We start from the raw sequence: 23,176 nt of genomic DNA, 5'->3' as shown, positions 1-23,176 counted from the left end.
GCAGATGTGACAGAAGTAGATCAAAGTTGTTTATTGTGCTTCTGTGACTCATGTGATTAAAGTGACTGGTGTTGCTGTGGTGATTCAAACCGCAGGGTGCGCGCCACAACACGGAGCGCATCGCACACTCCCGCTGCCGCAATGACCTCAACCATCGGAAGGAACACGCACATCATGCGAGCTCGCTTCATTCGCTCCCAGGGTCGTGTCGCGACCCGAGGCCGGTTCTTCGTCCCCGTCGCCGCTGCCGCCGCCGTCGCACTCGCGGCGGGCACGGTCGTCGCCGTCAATCCGTTCGAGGACGGATCCGATGTCGCGCTGTCCGCCGAGACCGGCGCGCAGTTCGGCTCCGCCCAGATCGGTTCCGGCGCGTCCGCCGGGGCCGCCTTCTTCCTCGGCCAGGCGGTCGACCTCAACATCAAGCAGCTCGCGCACAACGCGGGCCTGGACCTCTCCTGGGCCCTCAACGCCGATGGCAGCTTCAAGGAGGGCGTCGTTGTTTCCGGCCTGCCCACCGGGCTGGACATCGACCTGACGACCGGCGTGATCTCCGGAACCCCGACCGCGAGCGGTTCCTACACGATCAAGGTCTCGTTCGAGGGCCGTACCGTTAGCATCCCCGTGGTCGTCGGCACCCAGGACGCGCTGAGCTTGCTGCAGACCGGCGACTTCAACGGCGCCATCGAGGCCGTCCTCGGCTCGCTGGGCAACGGGACCACCAGCTCGAACACGACGACCACCGGCACCGAGGGCACCGTCGGTACCGAGGCCACCGGTGAGGGCAACGGGCAGGTCAATGTCCAGTCGAGCGGTTCCTCCACCCCGGGTGGCTCGCTTGGCGAGGCGGTCCCGTACCTCGCCGTCACGGGCGCGCTCCTCCTCGGGCTCGCCGCGGCGGGCACCCTCGGCGCCGGCTCCACGGCCCCGGGCGGCACGCTCAACGCCGGCTCCAACGGCAGCACCGGCGGGACCAACGGCGGCACGAACACCGGCTCGAACGGCTCCAACGGCTCCACCGGGTCGAACGACTCGACGGTCCCCGGCGGCAGCCTCGGCTCGAGCAACGCCAAGCCCACCGCCCCGGCGAAGACGGCCCCCGGGCCCGAGGTCAACAACGGCCGAGGCTAAAAGAGACCGGAAACGGTCAGGCGGTAGCGTCGCGGCAGCGGAAAAGCGATGGCCGAGCCCCGCGGGGCTCGGCCATCGCCCTGTTTCGGGCTGGTTCGAGACAGTCGCGTTGCGTGAACCGGGCGGCGATTCTCGTCCGCCTGCGGGACCGAGATGCGGCAAATGTAGAGTCGAGGCCGTCGAATCACGGCCCTCTGGGGCCGTGAGCCGGTAACCGAACCGGGCCCGAAAGCCGACCTCGAGAGGACGATCACCATCGCCGCCACCCCGCGAGTCCGCTCCCGCCTCCGCCGCATCGCGTCGGGGAGTCTCGTCATCGTCGGCCTCGCCGCGACCGGGGTCGCCGGGGCGCTCACGCCCGAAAGCGGCCTCGAGCGCGCCAAGCCCGTGATCAACGCCGACGTCGCGAACTCCCAGCCGCCGACGCAGTCGCAGACGCCGGCTCCGACGTCGGCCGACGGGCGGTAGGCGAGTCGCAAGGCTGCCGGGCCACCCGATTGCCGGAGCCGGTGGCCCTAGGGGGAGCTCCCGCTAGCCGAGGAGAGCTGCGATCACGAAGCCGAGGGACGTGGCGATCGCCCAAGCGAGGAGCGCCATGCCCGCCTTGCCCAGCGCGGGCACCAGATCGGCGCCCATCGCGCGCGAGCGCACCGGCTTGTTCCCGGCCCACGCGACGGGCAGGGCCAGCACGCCGAGCAGCGCCCACGGCGTGGCGAAGGCGAGGATCACCGTCATGAGGAGGGGGACGCCCAGCCCGAGCACGGCGCACATCCCGCGCGTGCCCGGGTCGCCGAGGCGGACGGCGAGCGTGATCTTCCCGGCCTCCGCGTCCGAGGGGATGTCGCGCAGGTTGTTGATGAGGTTGACGTTGGCCGAGAGCGCGCCCACAGCCACCGCCGTGGGCAGCGCCGCCCACGACAGGCTGCCGAGCTGCACGAACTCGGTGCCCATCGCCGCGACGAGCCCGAAGAACACGAACACGGCGACCTCGCCGAGCCCGCGGTAGCCGTATGGGTTCTTCCCGCCGGTGTAGAACCACGCGGCGAGGACGCAGCAGATCCCGATGAGGATGAGCCACCATGCGCTCGCGAGCGACAGCACGATCCCCGCGACCCCGGCGACGCCGAAGGCGACGAATGCCGCGCGTTTGACGGCGTCCGGCCGCGCGAGCCCCGAGCCCGTGAGCCGAAGCGGGCCGACGCGCTCGTCGTCCGTGCCGCGGATGCCGTCGGAGTAGTCGTTGGCGTAGTTGACCCCGATGATGAGCGCCCACGCGACGACGAGCGCGAGCAGCGCCTTCCACCACACGAAGCCGTCGGCGAGCGCGGCGACCGCCGAGCCGGTGATCACGGGAGCGAACGCATTTGGCCACGTCCGCGGCCTGGCGCCCTCCAGCCATTGCGCGACACCGGCGCCTTCGTGGGCGCGCTCCGCGGCACCGGCGGCCTCTCCGGCCGCGACGCCGCCTGCTGCGGGATCGTTGTCTTCAGGGGTTTCGCCTCGGTGTTCTGTCACAGGCCTATTGTCGCACCCTCGCCTCGACGAGCTTGCGATCGATCTTCCCGTTGCCCAACAGCGGCAGAGCGTCGACCCACTCGAAGCGCGCCGGGGAGGAGTGCGCGCCGAGGCGCTCGCGGACCCACGTCGTCATCTCGTGTGGGCCTGGTTCGATGGTCTGGCCGCTCGACCGCTGGATGACGGCGACAAGCCGCGAGCCCAATCGCGGATCGGGTTCGCCGACCACGACGGCCTCGCCGACGGCCGGATGCTCGCGGAGTGCGGCCTCGATGACCTGCGGAAGGATGGTGAGCCCGCCCACCGAGATCGCCGCGTCGAGCCTGCCGAGGATCCGCAGCTCGCCGACGCCCTCGGAGAGCACGCCGGCATCGTCGGTGCGGAACCAGCCGGGCTCGGCGAAGGCGGGATGGCCGGGGGCGTTGCGGTAGCCGGAGGCGACGGTGGGGCCGCCGAGCCAGACGCGCGAGTCGGCGTCGATGTGGACTTCCGTGCCCGCGAGAGGGACGCCGTCGTAGACGCAGCCGCCCGCGGTCTCCGAGGAGCCGTAGGTGCGGACCACGGAGATGCCCGCTTCCGCCGCGCGCTCGAGGAGCTGCGGATCGCTAGCCGCACCGCCGAGGAGGACGGTGTGGAAACGGGCGAGCGCGGCGATCGGCGCGTGATCGGGGTGGTCGAGGATCTTGAGCAGCTGGCCGGGCACGAGCGAGGTGTAGAGGGGGGTGTCGGTGCCCGCGGCGGTCCCGGAGGCGGACTCGAGCGCGCGTACAGCGGCGGGGAGCGCGGCGGGATCGAAGCCCGCAGAGACGTCGAGCACCTCGGGCGGGGCGCCGGCCGCGAGCGCGCGGAGCACGACCTGCATGCCGGCGATGTGATGCGCGGGGAGCGCGAGCAGCCAGCGGCCGGGTCTGGCGAGCCGCTCCTCGGTGGCCTCAGCGGAGGAGCGCAGGGCGCGGAGCGGGAGCATCGCGCCCTTCGGTGTGCCCGTGGAGCCGGAGGTCGCCGCGATGAGCGCGGTGTCCCCGGGGAGCGGGGCGAGCTCCCCGGCCCGGGGTGCGGCGGGGTCCGAAGGCGCGTCGTCCGGGCGGAGCGCCTCGACGAGAATCCTGCGGCGCACGGGATCGGCCGCCGGAACGGGGAGGAGCGCGGGGCCCTCTCCGTCGAGGAGCGCGCGGAGCGCCGGATAGATCTCCGCCACCGCCGGGCCGTCGGGGACCACGAGGGTGTGCAGGAGTCTAGAGATCGGTTCCGTCCTCTACGTCGATGTGTGAATCGGTGTCGTCCTCGCCCCACGAGGGCGGGAAGCCCTGCTCGGTGAGGTGGGAGCGGAGGAGCTCGAGGTCCCGCTCGCCGGGCAGCTCGTTGACGTGCCGGGTGATCGCCACCGCGACGTCCGCGCGGCTCGGCTGCAGGTCGCCGGAAGCGAGGAGCTCATCGGCGATCGCCGCGATCTCCGTCTCGTTGAGCACTCGTTGCAGGCCGTTCTTCGCGGGCTGCGGGAGGTCGTCCTCCGAGCGTCGTCCGGCCGGCGATCCATCCGTGGCGTTCTCGTCTTCCCCGGTGCCCGGCGCAGCGCCGACCGGGGCGGCGGACAGCCAGCCGATCACGCGCGAAAGGTATTCCCGAAGAGGCACGACATCACGATAGCCGCGCGCGGGGGCCGCAATGTGCGAATGCCCCGAACTCCCAGGCAGGGGGATCGCCGCAAGCGGCCGAGCTCGCCACTTATGGTGCAAGACTACCGTTTTCGACCCCGAATCGAGCTGCGCCGATCAGTAGTAGTACGGGAACTGATCCCACTGCGGATCGCGCTTTTCGAGGAACGAATCGCGCCCCTCGACGGCCTCGTCGGTCATGTACGCCAGGCGCGTCGCTTCCCCGGCGAACACCTGCTGGCCCATGAGTCCGTCGTCGGTGAGGTTGAACGCGAACTTGAGCATCCGCTGTGCCGTCGGCGACTTCGAGTTGATCGCCCGCGCCCACTCGAGCGCGACATTCTCGAGCTCGGCGTGGTCGACGACCTCGTTGACCGCGCCCATCACGTGCATCTTCTCGGCGTCGTAGGTGCGCCCGAGGAAGAAGATCTCGCGGGCGAACTTCTGCCCGACTTGCTTGGCGAGGTATGCCGAACCGTAGCCGGCGTCGAAGGAACCCACGTCGGCATCGGTCTGCTTGAAGCGCGCGTGCTCGCGGGATGCGAGGGTCATGTCGCACACCACGTGCAACGAGTGCCCGCCGCCCGCGGCCCAGCCGTTGACCAGGCAGATCACGACCTTCGGCATCGTGCGGATGAGCCGCTGTACCTCGAGGATGTGGAGGCGACCGCCCTCGGCCTTGACCCGCGCCTCGTCGACCTTGTCGGCCGTCGCGGCGGCGACGTCGGAATCGTGCGACGTCGAGTACTGGTACCCCGAGCGACCGCGGATCCGCTGGTCGCCGCCGGAGCAGAACGCCCAGCCGCCGTCCTTCTCCGAGGGGCCGTTGCCGGTGAGCAGCACGGTCCCCACGTCGGGTGAGCGGCGCGCGTGGTCGAGCACGCGGAACAACTCGTCGACGGTGTGCGGGCGGAACGCGTTGCGCACCTCGGGGCGGTCGAAGGCGATGCGGACCGTGCCGTCGGCGCGCTCCGTGCCCACGTGGCGGTGATAGGTGATGTCCGTGAGGTCGTCGAAACCGGGGACCTCCCGCCACTGGCTCGGGTCGAAGGGCTGCGTGGCCGTGGCGTCGTCGGGGTTGCTCATGTCGCTCACGTTAGCGAACTACCGTGGTGGCCATGTCCGCCGCTGCCCACGATCATTCGCACGCATCAGACGAGCGGCGGGGGCCGGCCACCGCGCCATTGCCGCCGCTCGTCGATGTCCTCGACCGCGCGCGGGTGGTCGCGCTGCCCATGCGGGTGCGCTTCCGCGACGTCACCGAGCGCGAGGCGATGCTCGTCGAGGGCCCGCGGGGCTGGGCGGAGTTCTCGCCCTTCCCCGAATACGGCGATGCCGAGGCGGCGAGTTGGCTTCGCTCGACGCTCGAGATGGGCTGGTCCGGGGCGCCCGCGCCGCTGCGCGCGTCGGTGCCAGTCAATGCGACGGTGCCCGCGGTGCCGCCCGCGGAGGTCGCCGGCGTGCTCGAGCGCTTCCCCGACTGCCGCACGGTCAAGGTCAAGGTCGGGCCCTCGCGCACCACTCCCTCCTCTCTGGATGACGACGTGGCGCGCGTGTCCGCAGTACTGGACGCGATCCCCGGGGCGCGCATCCGGACGGATACCAATCGAGCCTGGTCGGTGGGGGAGGCGTACGCGGCGGCGAAGGTCCTCGGCCGGGTCGTCGCCGAGGCGGGCGGAATTTTCGAGTACCTGGAACAGCCGTGCGCCACGGTGCCGGAGCTTGCGCAGCTGCGCGCAGAGATCGCCGCGGGAGCCGAGCGCGGGGAGATCGTCGGCGGGACGCTGCCGGGCGGCGCGATCGCGGTGGCCGCCGACGAGTCGATCCGGCGCGCGGAGGACCCGCTGCTCGTGGTGCATGCGGGCGGCGCGGATCGCGCAGTGGTCAAGGCGCCGCCGCTCGGCGGACCGCGCCGCCTGCTGGGGATCGCTGCGGAGCTTCGCGGTCTCGGCCTGGACGTAACCGTCTCGAGCGCCCTCGATACCGCCGTCGGCATGGGCGCGGGCCTGGCCGCCGCGGCGGCGCTCCCGGATCGCGAGGACGGCACGATTGCGGCCTGCGGTCTGGGGACCGGCGGATTCTTCGCCGAGGATGTGGTCGCGGCGCCGCGGGCGATCGAGGGCGGCGAGCTCGATGCCGCGCCCGTGATCCCGGACGAGGCGCGGCTCGCTGGGCTGGCCGCGGCCGACGATCGCCGGGACTGGTGGATCGCGCGGCTGCGCCGATGCTACGACGTGCTCGCCGGGGAAGCCGCGTCGACGACGTAGGCGCAAGACGCCCCCGGCCGAATCGGCGGAAAACGGTGCGGACCACGAGCGCCAGCTCCAGCCCGCGCGATCCGGCGGAAATCCACGAGCGCCAGTGTCGATTCACGTGCTGCGTCCGCTCGTGGCTCGACAATCTCGTAGGCGGAAATTCTGCCAGTCTCGCAGGGTGGGATTCGGCGGTTTAGACCGTCTGGGTTCCGGAGTCTTGGGCGCCCGAGTCCTGCGTGCCCGCGGTGCCCCGCGACGAATCGCCGGGCGCCGTGACATCGGGAAGGCCCGCTCCGCCCTGAGGGAGACCCTGCGGTAGACCCTGCGCGGGATCGGTGGCTGCGCCGTCCTGGCTCGCCTGCCCGGCGCCTGGAACCCCGCCGGGGAAACCAGGGAACTCGCCGCGCGGCCCGCCGTGGCCGAAGCCGTGGCTGTTCCCGCTGTTCAGGGATCCCTGCGGGATGGTCTGCGCGGCGGCGACCCCGGCGCCGGCGGCGATGCCCAGGGCGAGGACGGCGCCGACCGCCGTCTTGCGCCCGGACCAGCGCACGGGGGTGCGTGCGGGCGATGTCGCGGGGCCGGAGGATCCGGATACGTCCGGCGTCACATGGGGATGCTCGTTCGAAGAGGGGGAGGGGGATGAGGTGTCCATGGAGCACAGGATGGGACGCGAACCTTGAGCGGGACTGTGAGCGCCCTGGGGCATAGCGTGTAAACGGGAGCGAAACGGACGCCAAGTGATTCCCACGTGGCGCCGGGCCTCTACACAGGATGGGCACAGCGCGGCGGGCGAGGGTACTCGCCATGACCACTCTGACCGCCGACCACGGCTCTTCGACTCCCCACGACACCCCTCCGCACTCGCCGCCACGAAGGAAACGCGGAGGCGGCGACCCGCCTTGGACCCGCGTGGCGCTCGCCGCGCTGCTCCTCGGCACCGCCGTCCTCTACTTCTGGAACCTCTCCGAGAACGGCTGGGCGAACTCCTTCTATTCGGCCGCCGTGCAGGCCGGCTCCGAATGGTGGAAGGCGTTCTTCTACGGTTCCTCGGACGCGGCGAACTCGATCACAGTGGACAAGCCGCCGGCCTCGCTGTGGCTCATGGCGCTGTCGGTGCGGCTGTTCGGGCTCCACTCGTTCGCGATCCTCCTGCCCGAGGTCCTCCTCGGCATCGCGACGGTGTACGTCGTGTACCGGACGGTGCGCCGCTACTTCGGCCCAGGCGCCGGGCTGCTCGCCGGCTTCGCGCTGGCGATCACGCCAGTCGCGGTGCTCATGTTCCGGTTCAACAACCCCGATGCGCTCCTCGTCTTCCTCATGACCCTCGCGGCGTGGGCGACCCTCCGCGCGATCGAGGCCACGGGGCGCCGCGGCGTCTGGTGGATGACGGCGGTCGGCGCGATCCTCGGCCTCGCCTTTCTCACGAAGACGCTGCAATCGTTCCTGGTGATCCCGTTCTTCGGCATCGCCTACCTCGTCTGCGCGAACTCGACGTTCCGCACCCGGGTCATCGGCTCCGTGGCCGCGATCGCCGCGCTCCTCGTCGGCGCCGGCTGGTGGATCGCCATCGTCGAGCTCGTGCCCTCTTCCGCACGGCCCTACGTCGGCGGCAGCCAGAACGACTCGTTCCTCGAGCTCACCTTCGGCTACAACGGCCTCGGCCGGATCAACGGCAACGAGACCGGCTCCGTCGGTGGCGGGATGCCCGGCGGCGGCGACATGGCCGGCGGAATGCCGGCTGGCGGACCCGGTGGCGGCGCCGGCGGCGGCATGTGGGGCGGCACCGGCATCTGGCGGATGTTCGACTCCGAGCAAGGCAGCCAGATCTCGTGGCTCATTCCCGCGGCGATCATCCTCCTCGTGGCCGCGCTGTGGTTCCGCGGTCGCGCACCCCGTACCGACATGCGCCGCGCCGCCCTCATCGTGTTCGGCGGCTGGTTCCTCGTGACCATGGCGACCTTCAGCTTCATGTCCGGCATCTTCCACTCCTATTACACGGTGGCGCTGGCGCCCGCGATCGCGGCGATCGTCGGCATGGGCGCCGCCGAGGCCTGGCAGCGCAGGGACCGGCTGTTCGCCCGGATTGTCCTCGCGGCCGCGGCGCTCGCCGTCGGGATCTGGGGCTTCGTGCTCCTCACGCGCGTCGAGGACTACGGCGACTGGCTCCGCATCCTAGTGCTCGCCACGGGCATCGCTGCAGCGCTCGGCCTGCTCGTCATCGACCGGCTTGCGCGTCTCGTGGTGACGGCGGTGCTCGTCCTCGCCGTGGTCTCCGGCTTCTCCGGACAGGCGGCATACGCGGTCTCCACCGTCTCCCACTCGGTGACGGGTTCGATCGTTTCCGCCGGCCCGTCGTCGATGGGCGGCCCCGGCGGCGGCGGAATGCCCGGCGGTGGCCCCGGCGGGATGCCGGGAGGAATGGCCGGCGGGGCGCCTGGTGCGGCCGGCGGTACGGGCGGCACGGGGAACGGCGCCGGCGCCGGCGCCGGCGCTGCGGGTGGCGCCCAGGACGGTGTGCCCGGCGGCACGGGCACCACCGGCACCACCGACGGTGCGGCCGGCGGCTCGCGCGGCGGCGGCATTGGCGGGCTCCTCGAGTCCGAGGCCCCGAGCCAGGAGGTCGTCGACGCCCTCGAGGAGAACGCGGACCAGTTCACCTGGGTCGCCGCGGCGGTCGGCAGCATGAACGCCTCCGGCCTCCAGCTCGCCACCGAGGACCCGGTCATGGCGATCGGCGGATTCAACGGCTCCGATCCCAGCCCGACCCTCGAGGAGTTCCAGCAGTACGTCGCGAATGGCGAAATCCACTACTTCGTGGGCAGCGGCGGAATGGGCGGAAACCAGATGGGCGGATCCAACGCCTCATCCGAGATCAGCCAGTGGGTCGAGGCGAACTTCACCGAGGTCACCATCGGCACCCAGACGTTCTACGACCTCACCGCGCCGATCCACAACTGAAAAGGAGGACAACCGTGAACCGCAAAGGCAACCCCGCCCCCGAGCGCCGAATCGAGACCGCCCGGGGCACGCTCGTCCTCGACGTCGTCGTGCCGGTGCTCAACGAGGAACACACGGTCGCGGCGTGCGTCCGGCGGCTGCACCGCCACCTGGTGGACACCTTCCCCTATCCCTTCCGGATCACCATCGCGGACAACGGCTCCACGGACTCCACCCGGGCGATCGCCACGGCGCTGGAGAGCGAGTTCCCCGGAACCGTGCGCCTCGAGCGGCTCGAGGAAAAGGGGCGGGGCCGCGCGCTCAAGTACGTGTGGTCCCGCTCGGAGGCGATGATCCTCGCCTACATGGACGTCGACCTCTCCACCGACCTCGACGCCTTGTGGCCGCTCCTCGCGCCGCTCATGTCCGGGCACTCCGATCTGTCCATCGGCACCCGCCTCCACCGCTCGTCCAGGGTGGTGCGCGGAACGACCCGCGAGTTCGTCTCGCGCTGCTACAACGCCGGGCTCTCCGTCGCCATCGGTGCCGGGTTCACCGACGCGCAGTGCGGGTTCAAGGCGATCCGCGCGGACGTCGCCGCCGAGCTGCTTCCGCTCTGCGAGGACAACTCGTGGTTCTTCGACACCGAGCTGCTCGTCCTCGCCGAACGCAGCGGGCTGCGGATCCACGAGGTCCCGGTCGACTGGTACGACGATCCGGACTCGCGCGTCGACGTCGTCGGCACCGCGCTCGACGACATCAAGGGCGTCCTCCGGGTGCGCAGGGCGCTGCGGCGCGGGGACCTCCCCGTCGACGACATCCGCGCCCGACTCGGCCGCACGATGCCCTCGGCACAGACCGGCGGCCAGGTGATCCGCTTCGCGGTCGTCGGGGCGTTCACCACCGTGCTCCACCTCGGCGGCTTCGCGCTCCTCGGCGTGCTGGACATCCTCCCGGCGCAGTCGGCGAACCTCGTCGCGCTGCTCCTCGCGACGGTCATCAACACCTCGCTCAACCGCTCGTGGACGTTCAACGTCGTGTCGCGGCGGGGCGCCGTGTGGCACCAGCTCCAGGGACTCGTGATCCTCGGGATCACCTGGGTGCTCACCGCCGGCGCGCTCGCCGTCCTCGCCTCCGTGTGGCCGGGGGCGCCGACCCTGGTCCAAACGGTCACGGTGGGCGTCGGGACCATCCTCGCGACCGTCGCAAAGTTCGCCGTCATGCGCCGCTGGCGGAGCGTCGACGTCAACGGCAACGGCAACGGCAACGGCAACGCGAACGGCGAAGGCGGCGTGCGCTTCGAGAGCCCAGACGAGGAGTTCGAGGCCCCGGTCGCCGCGCCGCAGCAGCCGGGCCGGGGCGGACCCGAGGACGGCAGGGACCGAGAGGGCGCGCAGGCCGACTGGTCGGTGCGGAGCTCCGCCGTCAGGTGAAGACGATCGTGCGACGACCGTCGAGGAGCACACGCGATTCCGCGAACCACGTGACCGCCTGGCGGAGCGCCCGGCATTCGGTGTCCTGGCCGATCGCCCGGAGCTCCGCCGGCGAGCGCGTGTGGTCGACGCGTGCGACCTCCTGCTCGATGATCGGCCCCTCGTCGAGATCGGCGGTGACGAAATGGGCGGTCGCGCCGATCTGTTTGACCCCGCGCTCGTGGGCCTGCCGGTACGGGTTCGCGCCCTTGAATCCCGGGAGGAACGAGTGGTGGATGTTGATGCAGCGCCCCGCGAGCGCCGAGGAGAGCTCGGGGGAGAGGATTTGCATATAGCGGGCGAGGACGACGAGCTCGATGTCGTGCTCGTCGACGGCCTCGAGGACCCGGGCCTCGAAGGCCTCCTTGTCGCCGGGGCCGGAGATCGGGAGGTACTCGAAATCGACACCGTAGAACTCGGCGATAGGCCCGGCGTCCGGGTGGTTGGCGAGCACGAGCGGCACGTCGATGGGCACGTAGCCGCGGCGGCGCTGGAAGAGCAGGTCGTTGACGCAATGCTCCTCCTTCGAGGCGAGGAGCAGCGTGCGGCAGCGGCGCCCGGCGGCGTCCACCTCGAACTCGATGTCCCGTGCGGAGGCGACCTGGGCCAGCGCGCCACGCACCTCCTCGGCCGTGGCCGGTGCCGAGACCTGCACGCGCATGTAGAAACGGCCTCGCTCGGCATTGACGAACTGCTGGCTCTCGGTGACATTCCCGCCGAGGCCGAGCAGCGCGCCCGTGATGTCGTGGACGATCCCGGGACCGTCCGGGCAGACGAAGGTGATCACGTACTCGCCGCCCGCGGCCTTATCCTCCGGGCCGCCCTTGCTTTCGCTCATGGGCTCCGATGGTAGGCGACACTTTGCGCGGGGATGCCGAGGCGATCCGGCTACCCTGATGACGATGATCAACGCACGTTCCGCCCCGTCCACGGCCCAGGCGCGCGTCGTCGTCGACGAACTCCTGCGCCACGGGGTCCGCGACGTCGTCCTGTGCCCGGGATCGCGCAACGCACCGCTCGCCTTCGCGCTGGCCGAGGCGGCCGCGGCCGGGCGCGTTCGCCTGCACGTGCGGATCGACGAGCGCAGTGCCGCCTACCTCGCGCTCGGGCTGGCGCGCGGCTCGAGAATGGTCGTGCCCATCGTCGTCACGAGCGGTACCGCCGTCGCCAACCTCCACCCCGCGATCGTCGAGGCGCACGAGTCCGGCACGCCGCTCCTCGCCATCACCGCGAACCGCCCGCCGGAGCTGTGGGGGAGCGGCGCGAACCAGACCATCGCGCAGGTCGGGATCTTCGGCGAGCACGCGCCGTGCGTCCAGCTCGGCGTCGCCTCCGAGCCGGGCGGGCCCGAGGCACACCAGCGGTGGCGCGCCCAGGTGGGAAGGGCGGTCTTCCTGACGGCGGACGCCGCCCCTCAGCCCGTGCAACTCGATATCCCCTTCCAGGTCCCGCTGGTCCCTACGTCCGGGGACGAGTCGTGGACGGGCGAGACCGCCGGCGGCCGCACGGGCACGGCGCCGTGGATCTCCACCGCCGAGCCGGGCGGGATCCGCGAACTCCTCGCCGACGCCCGCACGGCCGCATCGGTCTCCAACCCTCGCGGCGCGGATTTCGGCGCAGGGACGCGCACGCTCGTGGTCGCGGGCTCAGACGCCCCCGATCCCGGCGCGCTGGCCGCGCTGCCGACGATCGCCGAACCCGGCGCCGTCCGCCCCCTCCACCCCGTGCACCCGCTCGCGGCGGAGCGGCTCGAGCCCGACAGGATCGTCGTGCTCGGCCGGCCGACGCTGCAGCGCTCGGTCCTCGCGCTCCTCGCGCGGGCGGACATCCAGATCTTCGCGGTGCCCGGGACGTCGCGCCGCTGGTTCAATCCCGGATCGGCGCCGCAGGTTCGGCTCGGCGGCATTCCCGCGCCTCCGGCCGGCGGCCGGTGGAGCGTCGACCCGGCGTGGCTGCACACCGTCGACGATGCGTCGGGGGCCGCCGCGGAAGCGGTGGCCGCGGAGATCGACAGGACGGAGGCGGGGGAATCCGCGCCCACGGGGCTCGACGTGGCGTCCGTCGTCAGCCGGGCGGTGCGGGCGAGCGACGTGCTAGTCGTCGGCTCGTCGAACCCGATCCGCGACATCGCGCTCGTGCACGGGCTGCCCGCCGGGGCGCGGGTGTTCTCCAACCGCGGGGCTGCGGGGATCGACGGCAATATCGCCGCGGCGATCGGCGTGGCTCTTGCGGTCGAGGGCGAGGATGAGGACGATCGCGAGCGCGAGACCGCGCTGAGCGCAGGCCGCACCATCGCGCTCGTCGGGGACCTCACATTCCTCCACGACGCCGGGGCGCTGCTCATCGGGCCGGGCGAGCCGCGGCCGCGTGATCTGACCATCGTCGTCGCCAACGATTCCGGCGGTGGCATCTTTTCCCTCCTCGAGCAGGGCGATGCTCGGCTCTCCGCGCACTTCGAGAGGGTCTTCGGCACGCCGCACGAGGCGTCGATCGGCGAGCTGTGCGCGGGCTACGGAGTGCCACACGAGCTCGTCGACCTCGCCGGACTCGAGGAGGCGCTCGGCGACGCTGCCGCAGCCGGCGAAGGAACAGGCGGGGCGACAGGCGATGCCACCCGCGCGGAGCCTGCGGGCATTCGCGTCCTCGAGGTCCGCACCTCGCGCGCGGACCTGCGCGAGCGGCACGGCCGGATCGGGGGCTGGTAGGTGGCCGGCAAGCGCGCGCAGCGGACGCTTCTCGTGGTGCGGCATCTCTCCGCGGTCGTCGGCATCCTCGTGCTCTGTGGCGCGCTGCTCCTCGCCGCCGCAGTCGTCATCGACGACAAGCGGATCGACGCCGACCGCGCCACAGCCACGGCGCTGGTCACCGAGGTCTCCCCGCGCCGCGCCGCCGTGGCGTTCAACACCGAGAACGGCCAGCACGTGCGACCGCCCGCTGGCGTGTTCTTTCCGACGGGTCTGGGCGCGGGGCAGCGGATCCAGGTCGACTACCGGCGCGCGAACCCCTCGCTGGTCCGGGTCTCGGGCCGCTCGTGGACCGTCGCGGCGTGGCCGATCGCCTCGGTCGTGCTCTTCGTCTGCGGGCCGTGCCTCGTGCTGTTCCTCGCCTCGGGGCGGCTGCGTCGCCGCCGCGAAACCATCGCTTCATCCGCAGTTCACGGCGCGGAGCGAGATGTAACCTGATCGTGGTCGGGGAGTCGCAGTACTTCCACCCATCATCCAAGTAGAGGCGCGAAGATCGAGACCGTGCGTATCGCAATCGTTGCCGAGTCGTTCCTTCCCAACGTCAATGGGGTCACGAACTCCGTGCTGCGCGTCCTCGAGTACGCGCGTGCGCACGGCCACGAGTGTCTCGTCGTCGCCCCCCGCGCCGAGGTCGGCTTCCTCGGTGGTGCGGTCAACGCCGTCAAGAGCAATCCATACGTGCAGGCGCTCACGCCGCTCATCACGCCCGAGAGCGTCCACTACGCGGAGCGGGACCACTACCTGGGTTTTCCCATCCACCGGGTCACGGCCGTGCGGGTGCCCATGGTCACGTCGCTGCCTATCGCCGCGCCGAGCCCCAGCGTCTACAGCGCTTTGCGTACCTTCGATCCCGACGTAGTCCACCTCGCCTCGCCCTTTATCCTCGGCGCGGCCGGCGCCGCGGCGGCGAAGATGCTCGGGGTGCCGAGCGTCGCGATCTATCAGACCGATGTCGCGGGCTTCTCGGAGTCCTACGGGATGTCGATCTTCTCGGAAACCGCGTGGATGTGGACGCGCGCGATCCACACCTCTTGTCAGCGGACTCTCGCCCCGTCTACGGCGGCGATGGAGGACCTGCGGCGTCACGACATCCCGCGCCTGCACAAGTGGGGCCGCGGCGTCGACGCGGTGGGTTTCCACCCCGCGAAGCGCTCGGAAGAACTCCACGCGCAGTGGTCGCCGGAGGGGCGCCCGGTCGTCGGTTTCGTCGGCCGCCTGGCGCCGGAGAAGCACGTCGAGCGGCTGCGCGCCATTGCCGAGCGTTCGGGCCCCGGCGGGGACCTCCAGCTCGTCATCGTCGGGGACGGCCCGGAGCGGGCCGGGCTCGAGCGGCTCATGCCGAACGCGGTGTTCACCGGTGCGCTCGGTGGGGCGGACCTGCACCGGGCCTACGCCACGATGGACGTGTTCTGCCACGCCGGCGAGTTCGAGACGTTCTGCCAGGCCATCCAGGAAGCGCACGCCTCGGGTGTGCCCGTTGTGGGGCCGCGCGCCGGCGGGCCGAGGGACCTCGTCCAGGACGAGATCAACGGCTTCCTCCTCGAGCCCGCGGAGTACGCGGAGAAGGTGTCCGGCGCGATCGACACGATCCTCGAAGACCTGCCGCGCTACCGCCTCGCCTCGCGGGACACGGTCGCCGACCGCACGTGGGAGTCGCTCTGCGAGCAGCTCATGGAGCACTACGTCGCCGCAGGCGCGCGCGATCGGCGCTCGGCGCGCAGCCGCCCGCGCGACGCCTTCCGCTCCGGCGTCCGCCGGGCCTCCAGCCTCGCCTCGCTGTAGGGCGCTTTAGGGCCAGGTGTAGGGCCTAGCCGTTGGTCCGAGCGGCCCAAGCGGCCCGAGCGGCCTGAGTCGACCTCAGGCGGCGTCGATCGCGGAGACGAACGCGTCGATGTCCGCCGGCGTGCGGGACGTGAGCAGCGTCCAGCCGCCCGCCCCGCACTCGACGAGCTCGGAATCGTGCCACGTGGCGCCGGCGTTCTCCATGTCCGCGCGCACGTTCGCCACCGAGGTGAGGTTCTTGCCCTTCGCGAGTCCGGCGTCGACTAGTACCCACGGGGCGTGGCAGATCGCCGCGACCGTCCGCCTCTCGCGCGCCTGCGCCGAGACCAGCGCGCGGATGCCCTCGTCGACCCGCGCGGCGTCGGCATTGAGCGTTCCCCCTGGCAGGACGATGACGTCGAAGGCCGAGTCGATGTCGGCGACCTTGGCGTCCGCCGGGACGGTGATATCGCGGTCCCTGTCGTGAAGGAACGTCTGGACGTCCTTCCCCGAGGGGGTCGCGACCGTGACCGCGTGACCGAGTTCGCGGAGGCGCTCGACTGGGATCGCGATCTCGTCGCGTTCGGTGCCGAAATCCGTGGAGAGGACGAGGATCTTCTTTGCCTTGCGCTCGTGGTTCTGAGCCTGCGTCATATCGTCTGCCCTGCGCTTTCTGCTCGTCGGTGTGTTTTCCCGCCGGCGGCGAAGCGCGCCCGGAGTCCGGGCGAGCCGCCCGCCGGCTGCGCCTGCAAGGCTACGCGCGGAGCGAGGCGCGTACCGACCGGTAGGCTCGACCTCGTGTCACGCGCAGACCTAGACAAGAAGCCCGGCGATGTCGCCTCGATGTTCGATGGCGTCGCGGCGAGGTACGACATCACGAATACCGTGCTCACCGGCGGGCTCGACGCCGCATGGCGCGCCCGCACCCGCAGCGAGCTTTCGCCGCGCCCCGGGGAAATGATCCTCGACCTCGCCGCCGGGACCTCGGTGTCCACGGTGGGCCTCGCCAAGTCCGGCGCGTACTGCGTGGCAGGGGATTTCTCGCTCGGGATGCTCAAGAACGGCGCGAAGCGCGATGTCCCCAAGGTCGCGGCGGACGCCATGGCGCTGCCCTTCGGCGACGGCGTCTTCGATGCGGTCACCATCTCCTTCGGGCTCCGCAACGTCGCCGACACCGCGGCCGGGCTGCGGGAAATGGCGAGGGTCACGCGCCCGGGCGGCCGACTCGTCGTGTGCGAGTTCTCGCAGCCGGTGTTCGGACCGTTCCGCACCGTCTACATCGAATACATCATGCGCGCACTGCCGGCAGTCGCCCGCCGCGTCTCGTCGAACCCCGAGGCGTACGTCTACCTCGCCGAGTCGATCCGCGAGTGGCCGGCGCAGTCCGAGCTCGCCGACCTCATCGATGAGTCCGGCTGGCGCAACTGCCGGGTCGTCAACCTCACCGGCGGGATGGTCGCCCTGCACATTGCGGAGAAGGCAGCGTAGCAACGCGGCGCGATAAGGCGGCCCGGTAACGCGGCCCACGTGGGCACTCTGCGCGGGCGGCCCGCGCTACTCGAAGAGCGGGCGCCCCTGGACCTTGTCGAGCGCGCGATGCCCGCGCCCGGCGCCGCGCCACAGGGCGGAGACGAGGTCGGCGTCGTCCGGGGTCACGACGTTTCCCATGCACCGGACCGCCGCCGTCATGAGCAGCTCCGAGCCCATACCCAGGGGGCCGGCCTTGGGCAGGAAGCTGGGGTAGGTGAGCAGCCCGGCGAGACGCCGCGCGAGCGAGAACGAGAAGCCGAACTCCTCGCGCAGGAGCGCGGGCCACGCGCGGGTGAGTGGCGCGTCGGCTGGGTCCGCAGCGGCGAGATGCTCCTCGACCAGCGGCGCAAGTAGCCGCCCGGCCTCGAGCCCGTAGTCGATGCCCTCGCCGTTGAGCGGATTGATGAGCGCCGCCGCGTCGCCCGTGAGCGCCCAGTTCGGCCCGGCTATCCCGGAGACCGCCCCGCCCATCGGGAGGAACGCGCTGGCCATGTCCCGCGGCTCGCCGCGCAGGCCCCAGTGCTCGCGCACCACCGGTACGTAGGCGGCGAGGAGCTCCCTCACGTTGACGGCGGCCGGCCGAGCATCCGTGGCCAGAGCCCCGACGCCGAGGTTCACGGTGCCGTCGCCGAGCGGGAACACCCAGCCGTAGCCCGGCTGCACCCGGCCGTCGGCGTCGCGGAGTTCGAGGTCGGAGCCGATCCACGGCTCCGCGTGCTTGTCGGAATCGATGTACGAACGCGCCGCGACGGCGTAGGGGAGATCCCGGTGCCAGCGGCGGCCGAGGGCCCGCCCGATGCTTGAGCGGGCGCCGTCCGCGCCGATCACGACGCGGGCCTCGATCGGCCTCGGCTTCCCAGTGCCGTCGGGGCCGCTCAGCTCGATCGACTCGGGCGACTGGACGGGGCCGCCCGACGCGAAACGGCCCATACCCCGGCGCGCGCTCCGCTCGTCGCTTCTCTCGCCCATGACGGCGGACGTCCCGGTAATCCGCGCTCCCCATCCCGGAAGTAGCGTCGCCCCTGCCTCGGCCGCGGTTTCGGCGAGCTTCCCGTCGAGCGTGCGGCGGGGGACAGCAGAACCGCGGTCGCCGAATCGCCCGGCGGGCCACGGGATCTCGTGCTCCGCGCCGAAACCGCGGAGGCGGAGCCCGCGGATCTCGATCCTGTCGGTCGCCCAGTCCTCGAGCCCGAGCCTGCGCATTTCGGCCATCGCCCGCGGGGTGAGGCCGTCGCCGCAGGTCTTGTCCCTGCCGAGCGGTTGCCTGTCGACCACGACCACGTCGATGCCGCGGCGCGCGAGCCACGTGGCCGCCGCCGAGCCCGCCGGGCCCGCGCCGACCACGAGGACATCGCAGCTCGCGGGCGGTTCGAGGGAGGTCTCGGGCGTGCGGAGTTCGGCGTTCACGCACTCCATCTTGGCATCGTCGCTTCGGCGGCCGGGAAAGTGCGGGCGGCAGTTTCGGTCGGTGCTTTGGCCGGGGCTTTGGCCGGGGCGCGCGCTGGGGCTGCGTGGGCTGTGCGTGGAGCGCACGTGGACTGCCCGTGGAGTGGGCGAATTCATGGCCGGGAGCAGGGTGGAGTGCACCGCGGTCCCGGCCGAGAACGTAGGCTTGAGCGCGGCAGAATTGTTGTTGTCCGTCCATCCCCGCCGGGGCGCGGTTGGGGACGAGATGTGAGGTGTGGGATGTCGAGTAGCGTTCCAGGGGCCGGCGAGGGCAGCGTCGTCGCCGGGGTCGATCTGAAGGACGCGGAGCTCGCGGCCACCATCCGGGGGAATATGCAGAAGGTCGAGGACCTCCTCGCCGAGCGGATCAACTCGGGCGAGCCGTTCCTCGCGGAGATCGCCATTCACCTCGTCAAGGCCGGCGGCAAGCGCTTCCGGCCGCTCGTCGCGTTGATGACGGGCCAGCTCGGCCCCTCGCCGGATCACACGAACCTCGTTAAGGCGGGCGTGGCGTGCGAGCTCGTGCACCTCGCGACCCTTTACCACGACGACGTGATGGACGAAGCCGATGTCCGCCGCGGCGTCGAGGCCGCGAACTCTCGGTGGACCAACTCCATGGCGATCCTCGCCGGCGATTTCCTCTTCGCCCACTCCTCGATGTTGCTCGCCGAGATGGGCACCGAGGCCGTCCACCAGATCGCGGAGACGTTCTCGCAGCTCGTCACCGGGCAGATGCGCGAGACCATCGGGCGTCTCGGGGTCGACGAGTCCAAGGGCGCGGCGCGGCCCACCGATCCCGTCGAGCACTATGTCCGGGTGATCTGGGAGAAGACCGGTTCGCTCATCGCGACGGCCTCGCGCTTCGGCGGCATCTACTCCGGTATGTCGGCCGCGCAGGTGGAGAGCCTCGGGCGTTTCGGTGACGCCGTGGGTGTCGCCTTCCAGATCGCCGACGACATCATCGACATCTCCTCGGCGAGCGCCGAATCCGGGAAGGTCCCCGGCACAGACCTTCGTGAGGGCGTGCCGACGCTCCCCATTATCTACGTCCTCGCAGGCGCCGACCCGGCAGAGAAGCGCCTGCGGGAGCTGGTGTCCGCGCCGATCGAAGACGATGTAGATGTCGCCGAGGCCATCGCGCTGCTCGGCGACTCCGCCGGGATGCGCCAGGCGAAGGAGAAGCTCGGCGAGTACGTGGCCGCCGCGGAGGCGGAGCTCGACGCACTGCCGGCGGGCCCGGCCAACGACGCGCTCCGCGAGCTCGTCCGCTTCACGGTGTCGCGGGTCGGCTGAGGCCGGCTCTAGCGCTAGGCGCTCGGTCCCGGCTTGTCGTCCCCGCCCTGCGCGAAGCGCGAGCCTCCGGGCACGCCGGGTGCCGAGAGGTTCCACCGCAGCGCGGCGAGCCGGATGGCCACGGCCACCAGCACCGCGATCGTCGAGGGCACCACGCCCGCCCAGCCGAGCTTGACCCCGACCACCACGATCAGCGCGCCGACGAGCGCGCTCGTGGCGTACAGGTCCGCGTAGAGCACGCTCGGGACGCGGCGGATGAGCACGTCGCGGACCACGCCGCCGCCTACGGCCGTGAGGACGCCGAGGAACACCGCGCCCACGGAGGTCGCCCCGTAGTCGAGTGCCTTGCTTGCCCCGGACACCGCGAAGAACCCGAGCCCCAGGGCATCGAACACGACGATCGTGTTCTCGATTCTGTCGAGGAGTTTCGCCGCGAGGAACGTCACGAAGGCGCCGGCGAGCGCGGCCACGGGGTAGCGCCAGTCGGCGACCGCATTGACAGGGGTCGCGCCGAGGATCGCGTCGCGCATTGCGCCGCCGCCGATCGCCGTCACGGTGCCCAAGACCAGCACACCCACCAGGTCCAGCCGGGTGTAGCGGATCGCGGACAGCGCGCCGTAGACCGCGAAGGCCACGGTGCCCGCGAGGTCGAAACTGAGATTGAGGAGCTCGGGATTCACCGCCCCCGCCCCTCGGCTAGCGGTAGTTCTGGAACTGGAGGGCGACTTCGAGGTCGGCGCCCTTGAGCAGCGCGATCACGGCCTGGAGATCGTCGCGCGACTTCGAGGACACGCGCACCTCTTCGCCCTGCACCGTGGCCTTGACGCCCTTGGGCCCCTCGTCGCGGATGAGCTTGGTGATCTTCTTCGCGTTCTCCTTGTCGATGCCCTCCTTGAGGGCGCCGACCATGCGGTAGCCCTTGCCCGAGGACATGGGATCGCCGAAGTCCACGGTCTTCATCGAGATGCCGCGGCGCACGAGCTTTTCGATGAACACGTCCTTGGCCGCGAGGAGACGCTGCTCGGCGTTGGCGTACAGCTCGATCGCCGCGTCGCCCTTCCACTCGAGCGAGGTGTCGGTGCCGCGAAAGTCGTAGCGGTTCCCGATCTCCTTAGCCGCCTGGTTGAGCGCGTTGTCGACTTCCTGCCGGTCGTATTCGCTGACCACGTCGAACGAGGATTCCGATGCCACGTCCACACTCCCTTCGTCTCCCCACGGCCTATGACGCCGAAGGTCCCGTTCGCCCCGCTCGTGCCGGGGCCGCTGCCGAAGAGGGTAGTCGACGGCGCCGCGCCCGGAGGGGCACGAGGTGATGCGCCCGCTGATGCGCGACGAGCGCGCCGATTTCCCGCGCGGGGTGAGGGCTTGCTAGTGTGTCTCTCGCGCCCGACGCACTGCGTTGGGTGCACGCCAGATTGCCCGAGCGGCCAAAGGGAGCGGATTGTAAATCCGTCGGCTTAGCCTACGTTGGTTCGAATCCATCATCTGGCACAGCGGTAATCGAAGGCCCCCGCGTCGAGCGGGGGCCTTTCGCATTTCCGAGGGGCGTTCCTGGATTGGCGACAGTCGTGGTTCCCCTCCGCGCCGCAGTCCCGGATAATGGCCTATGTGACCTCACCCCGCGATACTCACCTCGCCAACCTCGATCGATTCACGAGCGCGGCCCGGCGGTGCTCGTGGCAGCTCTTGTCCGCGTACTCGTCGTCGTTCTCACTGGCCAGCAGGCTCTTCGCGCCCGAGACCCGCGACCACGTCGCCGCGATCTACGCACTCGTCCGCGTCGCCGACGAGATCGTCGACGGCACGTTCGCGCCGCCCGCCGAGAACGAGCGCGAGGCGGAGGAGCTGCGCGAGCTCCTCGACGGCTACCGCCGCGAGGTCTACGCCGCCCTGCGCCGCGGCTTCGTCACCGATCCGATCGTCCACGCCTTCGCGGCGACCGCCGCGCAGTACGGGATCGGCGAGGAGCTCATCGAGCCGTTCTTCCGCTCGATGGACATGGACATCACCCGCACGGAACACACGGCGGAGACCCTCGCCGAGTACATCCACGGATCGGCGGAGGTCATCGGCGAGATGTGCATGCGGGTTTTCGCCGGTGGCGCGCTCGCCGACGACCCCGAGGCGGCGGCCGCCGCCCGCGCGCTCGGCGCAGGATTCCAGAAGGCCAACTTCCTCCGCGACGTCCGCGAGGACACCGCCGAGCTGGGCCGCAACTACTTCCCGGGCCGCGACCCCCACGCGCTCACCGAGCAGGACGTCGCCGAGCTCTGCGACGAGATCGACGCGGATTTCGCCCACGCCCGCACCGGCATCGTCCGCATCCCCGGGCGTGACCGGGCCGCCGTGCTCGCCGCCCACGACCTCTTCGCCGAACTCGCCCGCCGCCTCCGCGAGGCCGGCCCCGAACGGATCGCGGCGGGCCGGGTCAGCGTCCCCACCAGGCGCAAGGCGAAGCTCGTCGCCGGGGCGCTGCGGACGTCCGCCGTCATGGGTAAGGGGTAGCGGGATGCCGGAATATCGCGGCGCCCACCGCTCCGGCGCGACCCCGGTGGTCGTGATCGGCGGCGGCGTCTCCGGGCTCGCCTCCGCCGCGCTGCTCGCCCGCCGCGGCTACGCAGTGACTCTCGTCGAGCGGGGCGCCGAGCTCGGCGGTCGCGCGGGATCGCACTTCGCCGGCGGCTTCCGCTGGGACACCGGCCCGTCGTGGTATCTCATGCCGGAGGTGTTCGCCCGCTTCTACGAACTCCTCGGTATGACGCCGGACCGCGAACTCGACCTCACCCGCCTCGATCCGGCGTACGCAGTGTGGGACGGGCCGGGCGATCCCGTCGACGTGCGGACCGGGCGCGCCGAGGCGCGGGAACTCTTCGAGTCCCTGGAGCCCGGGTCCGGGCACGCGCTCGACGAATACCTCGACTCGGCCTCTGAGACCTACCGGCTGGCGCTGCGCCGCTTCCTCTACTCCCCGTTCGACGTGCGCGGACTGGTCTCCGCCTTCGCCCGCCGCGACGTGCTCGCGGCCGCTCCGCGGCTCGTCCCGCTCCTGCTGCGCAGCCTCCACGCCTTCGCCGCCGGGCGCTTCCGCCACGCCACCCTCCGCAAAATCCTCGACTACCCGGCGGTGTTCCTCGGCTCTTCGCCGTTCGCGACGCCGGCGCTCTACCACCTGATGAGTCACCTGGATCTCGAAGACGGTGTGTACTACCCGGGCGGCGGGTTCGTCGCTCTGGTCGAGTCACTGCGGCGTGCGGCGGAGCGCGAAGGGGTCACGATCCTCACGGAGACCGAGGCGGATGAGATCAAGGCGCGCACCCGGCATTCCTTCGCCGCCTACACCTCTCGGCGGCCCTCGCGAATCGCCGAGTGGGCCCGTTGGAATGTGCCGTTCGCGCGGACCGCGATGCCGCGCGCCCGCGCGGCGTGGACGAAGGTCACGG

The 23,176-nt window shown here is 71.3% G+C and carries 21 protein-coding genes and 1 tRNA gene; 12 read left to right on the top strand and 10 right to left on the bottom strand.

Features of this window, described 5'->3' with window-relative positions:
• Positions 1-174 precede the first annotated feature (174 nt).
• Positions 175-1,128 carry a putative Ig domain-containing protein gene (locus V7E05_RS09475; RefSeq protein ID WP_333619414.1) on the top strand — a complete coding sequence of 318 codons (954 nt, stop codon included), beginning with the start codon at positions 175-177 and terminating at the stop codon, positions 1,126-1,128.
• Between the two features lie 531 nt (positions 1,129-1,659).
• Here V7E05_RS09475 and V7E05_RS09470 read toward each other — a convergent pair.
• The 4 genes from V7E05_RS09470 to V7E05_RS09455 all read right to left on the bottom strand — a co-directional run bounded on the left by V7E05_RS09470 (position 1,660) and on the right by V7E05_RS09455 (position 5,384).
• Complete coding sequence (locus V7E05_RS09470; RefSeq protein WP_442891648.1) at positions 1,660-2,523, bottom strand: 1,4-dihydroxy-2-naphthoate polyprenyltransferase; 864 nt, start codon at positions 2,521-2,523, stop codon at positions 1,660-1,662.
• A 124-nt stretch (positions 2,524-2,647) separates the two neighbouring features.
• A complete protein-coding gene (gene menE, locus V7E05_RS09465; protein ID WP_333619412.1) occupies positions 2,648-3,862 on the bottom strand; it encodes an o-succinylbenzoate--CoA ligase in 1,215 nt (404 codons plus the stop codon).
• A 16-nt stretch (positions 3,863-3,878) separates the two neighbouring features.
• Positions 3,879-4,277 carry a DUF3349 domain-containing protein gene (locus V7E05_RS09460; protein ID WP_333619411.1) on the bottom strand — a complete coding sequence of 133 codons (399 nt, stop codon included), beginning with the start codon at positions 4,275-4,277 and terminating at the stop codon, positions 3,879-3,881.
• Positions 4,278-4,415: 138 nt separating this feature from the next.
• Complete coding sequence (locus V7E05_RS09455) at positions 4,416-5,384, bottom strand: 1,4-dihydroxy-2-naphthoyl-CoA synthase (RefSeq protein WP_333619410.1); 969 nt, start codon at positions 5,382-5,384, stop codon at positions 4,416-4,418.
• A gap of 32 nt (positions 5,385-5,416) precedes the next feature.
• Between V7E05_RS09455 and V7E05_RS09450 the strand changes: the two genes are divergently transcribed.
• Entirely contained in the window at positions 5,417-6,565 is a 1,149-nt protein-coding gene (locus tag V7E05_RS09450; RefSeq protein WP_333619409.1) for an o-succinylbenzoate synthase, read from the top strand.
• Positions 6,566-6,746: 181 nt separating this feature from the next.
• Here V7E05_RS09450 and V7E05_RS09445 read toward each other — a convergent pair whose 3' ends face one another.
• Complete coding sequence (locus tag V7E05_RS09445) at positions 6,747-7,205, bottom strand: hypothetical protein (protein ID WP_333619408.1); 459 nt, start codon at positions 7,203-7,205, stop codon at positions 6,747-6,749.
• Between the two features lie 152 nt (positions 7,206-7,357).
• Between V7E05_RS09445 and V7E05_RS09440 the strand changes: the two genes are divergently transcribed.
• The gene (locus V7E05_RS09440) at positions 7,358-9,511 is read left to right on the top strand and encodes an ArnT family glycosyltransferase (protein WP_333619407.1); all 2,154 of its coding nucleotides are present in this window, start codon (positions 7,358-7,360) and stop codon (positions 9,509-9,511) included.
• Positions 9,512-9,525: 14 nt separating this feature from the next.
• Positions 9,526-10,923 carry a glycosyltransferase gene (locus V7E05_RS09435; protein ID WP_333619406.1) on the top strand — a complete coding sequence of 466 codons (1,398 nt, stop codon included), beginning with the start codon at positions 9,526-9,528 and terminating at the stop codon, positions 10,921-10,923.
• Here V7E05_RS09435 and V7E05_RS09430 read toward each other — a convergent pair.
• The gene (locus tag V7E05_RS09430; protein WP_333619405.1) at positions 10,916-11,800 is read right to left on the bottom strand and encodes a formyltetrahydrofolate deformylase; all 885 of its coding nucleotides are present in this window, start codon (positions 11,798-11,800) and stop codon (positions 10,916-10,918) included. The two genes, V7E05_RS09435 and V7E05_RS09430, sit on opposite strands and share 8 nt — an antisense overlap.
• 64 nt (positions 11,801-11,864) lie before the next feature.
• Between V7E05_RS09430 and menD the strand changes: the two genes are divergently transcribed.
• From menD to V7E05_RS09415, 3 genes are all read left to right on the top strand, one after another.
• Positions 11,865-13,667 carry a 2-succinyl-5-enolpyruvyl-6-hydroxy-3-cyclohexene-1-carboxylic-acid synthase gene (gene menD, locus V7E05_RS09425; RefSeq protein WP_333619404.1) on the top strand — a complete coding sequence of 601 codons (1,803 nt, stop codon included), beginning with the start codon at positions 11,865-11,867 and terminating at the stop codon, positions 13,665-13,667.
• Positions 13,668-14,144, top strand: a complete 477-nt coding sequence (locus V7E05_RS09420) for a DUF3592 domain-containing protein (RefSeq protein WP_333619403.1) — start codon at positions 13,668-13,670, stop codon at positions 14,142-14,144. It begins immediately after the preceding gene.
• A 63-nt stretch (positions 14,145-14,207) separates the two neighbouring features.
• Positions 14,208-15,488 (top strand): glycosyltransferase family 4 protein, encoded by a 1,281-nt coding sequence (locus tag V7E05_RS09415; protein ID WP_333619402.1) that lies wholly within the window; start codon positions 14,208-14,210, stop codon positions 15,486-15,488.
• Between the two features lie 75 nt (positions 15,489-15,563).
• Here the strand turns inward: V7E05_RS09415 and V7E05_RS09410 are convergent, their stop codons facing one another.
• Positions 15,564-16,121 carry a DJ-1/PfpI family protein gene (locus tag V7E05_RS09410; protein ID WP_333619401.1) on the bottom strand — a complete coding sequence of 186 codons (558 nt, stop codon included), beginning with the start codon at positions 16,119-16,121 and terminating at the stop codon, positions 15,564-15,566.
• 144 nt (positions 16,122-16,265) lie between these two features.
• Here V7E05_RS09410 and V7E05_RS09405 point away from each other — a divergent pair, with 144 nt between their 5' ends.
• Positions 16,266-16,955 (top strand): demethylmenaquinone methyltransferase, encoded by a 690-nt coding sequence (locus V7E05_RS09405; RefSeq protein WP_333619400.1) that lies wholly within the window; start codon positions 16,266-16,268, stop codon positions 16,953-16,955.
• Between the two features lie 66 nt (positions 16,956-17,021).
• Here V7E05_RS09405 and V7E05_RS09400 read toward each other — a convergent pair whose 3' ends face one another.
• Complete coding sequence (locus V7E05_RS09400; RefSeq protein WP_442891647.1) at positions 17,022-18,413, bottom strand: geranylgeranyl reductase family protein; 1,392 nt, start codon at positions 18,411-18,413, stop codon at positions 17,022-17,024.
• Positions 18,414-18,683: 270 nt separating this feature from the next.
• On the opposite strand from V7E05_RS09400, the gene V7E05_RS09395 reads away from it, so the two are divergent.
• Entirely contained in the window at positions 18,684-19,736 is a 1,053-nt protein-coding gene (locus tag V7E05_RS09395; RefSeq protein ID WP_333619398.1) for a polyprenyl synthetase family protein, read from the top strand.
• A gap of 14 nt (positions 19,737-19,750) precedes the next feature.
• On the opposite strand, the gene V7E05_RS09390 is transcribed toward V7E05_RS09395, so the two are convergent.
• On the bottom strand, positions 19,751-20,416 hold the full coding sequence (locus V7E05_RS09390) for a trimeric intracellular cation channel family protein (RefSeq protein ID WP_333619397.1): 666 nt from the start codon (positions 20,414-20,416) through the stop codon (positions 19,751-19,753).
• 16 nt (positions 20,417-20,432) lie between these two features.
• Positions 20,433-20,927 (bottom strand): YajQ family cyclic di-GMP-binding protein, encoded by a 495-nt coding sequence (locus V7E05_RS09385; protein WP_333619396.1) that lies wholly within the window; start codon positions 20,925-20,927, stop codon positions 20,433-20,435.
• A gap of 218 nt (positions 20,928-21,145) precedes the next feature.
• On the opposite strand from V7E05_RS09385, the gene V7E05_RS09380 reads away from it, so the two are divergent.
• From V7E05_RS09380 to crtI, 3 genes are all read left to right on the top strand, one after another.
• A tRNA-Tyr gene (locus V7E05_RS09380) sits at positions 21,146-21,227 on the top strand.
• A gap of 117 nt (positions 21,228-21,344) precedes the next feature.
• Complete coding sequence (locus tag V7E05_RS09375; protein WP_333619395.1) at positions 21,345-22,241, top strand: phytoene/squalene synthase family protein; 897 nt, start codon at positions 21,345-21,347, stop codon at positions 22,239-22,241.
• Between the two features lie 4 nt (positions 22,242-22,245).
• The coding region (gene crtI, locus V7E05_RS09370) for a phytoene desaturase family protein (protein WP_333619394.1) at positions 22,246-23,176 on the top strand (931 nt) is incomplete at its 3' end.

The organism is Dietzia sp. (assembly GCF_036741115.1).
Lineage (GTDB): Bacteria > Actinomycetota > Actinomycetes > Mycobacteriales > Mycobacteriaceae > Dietzia.
This window is presented reverse-complemented; position numbering and strand designations above follow the sequence as displayed.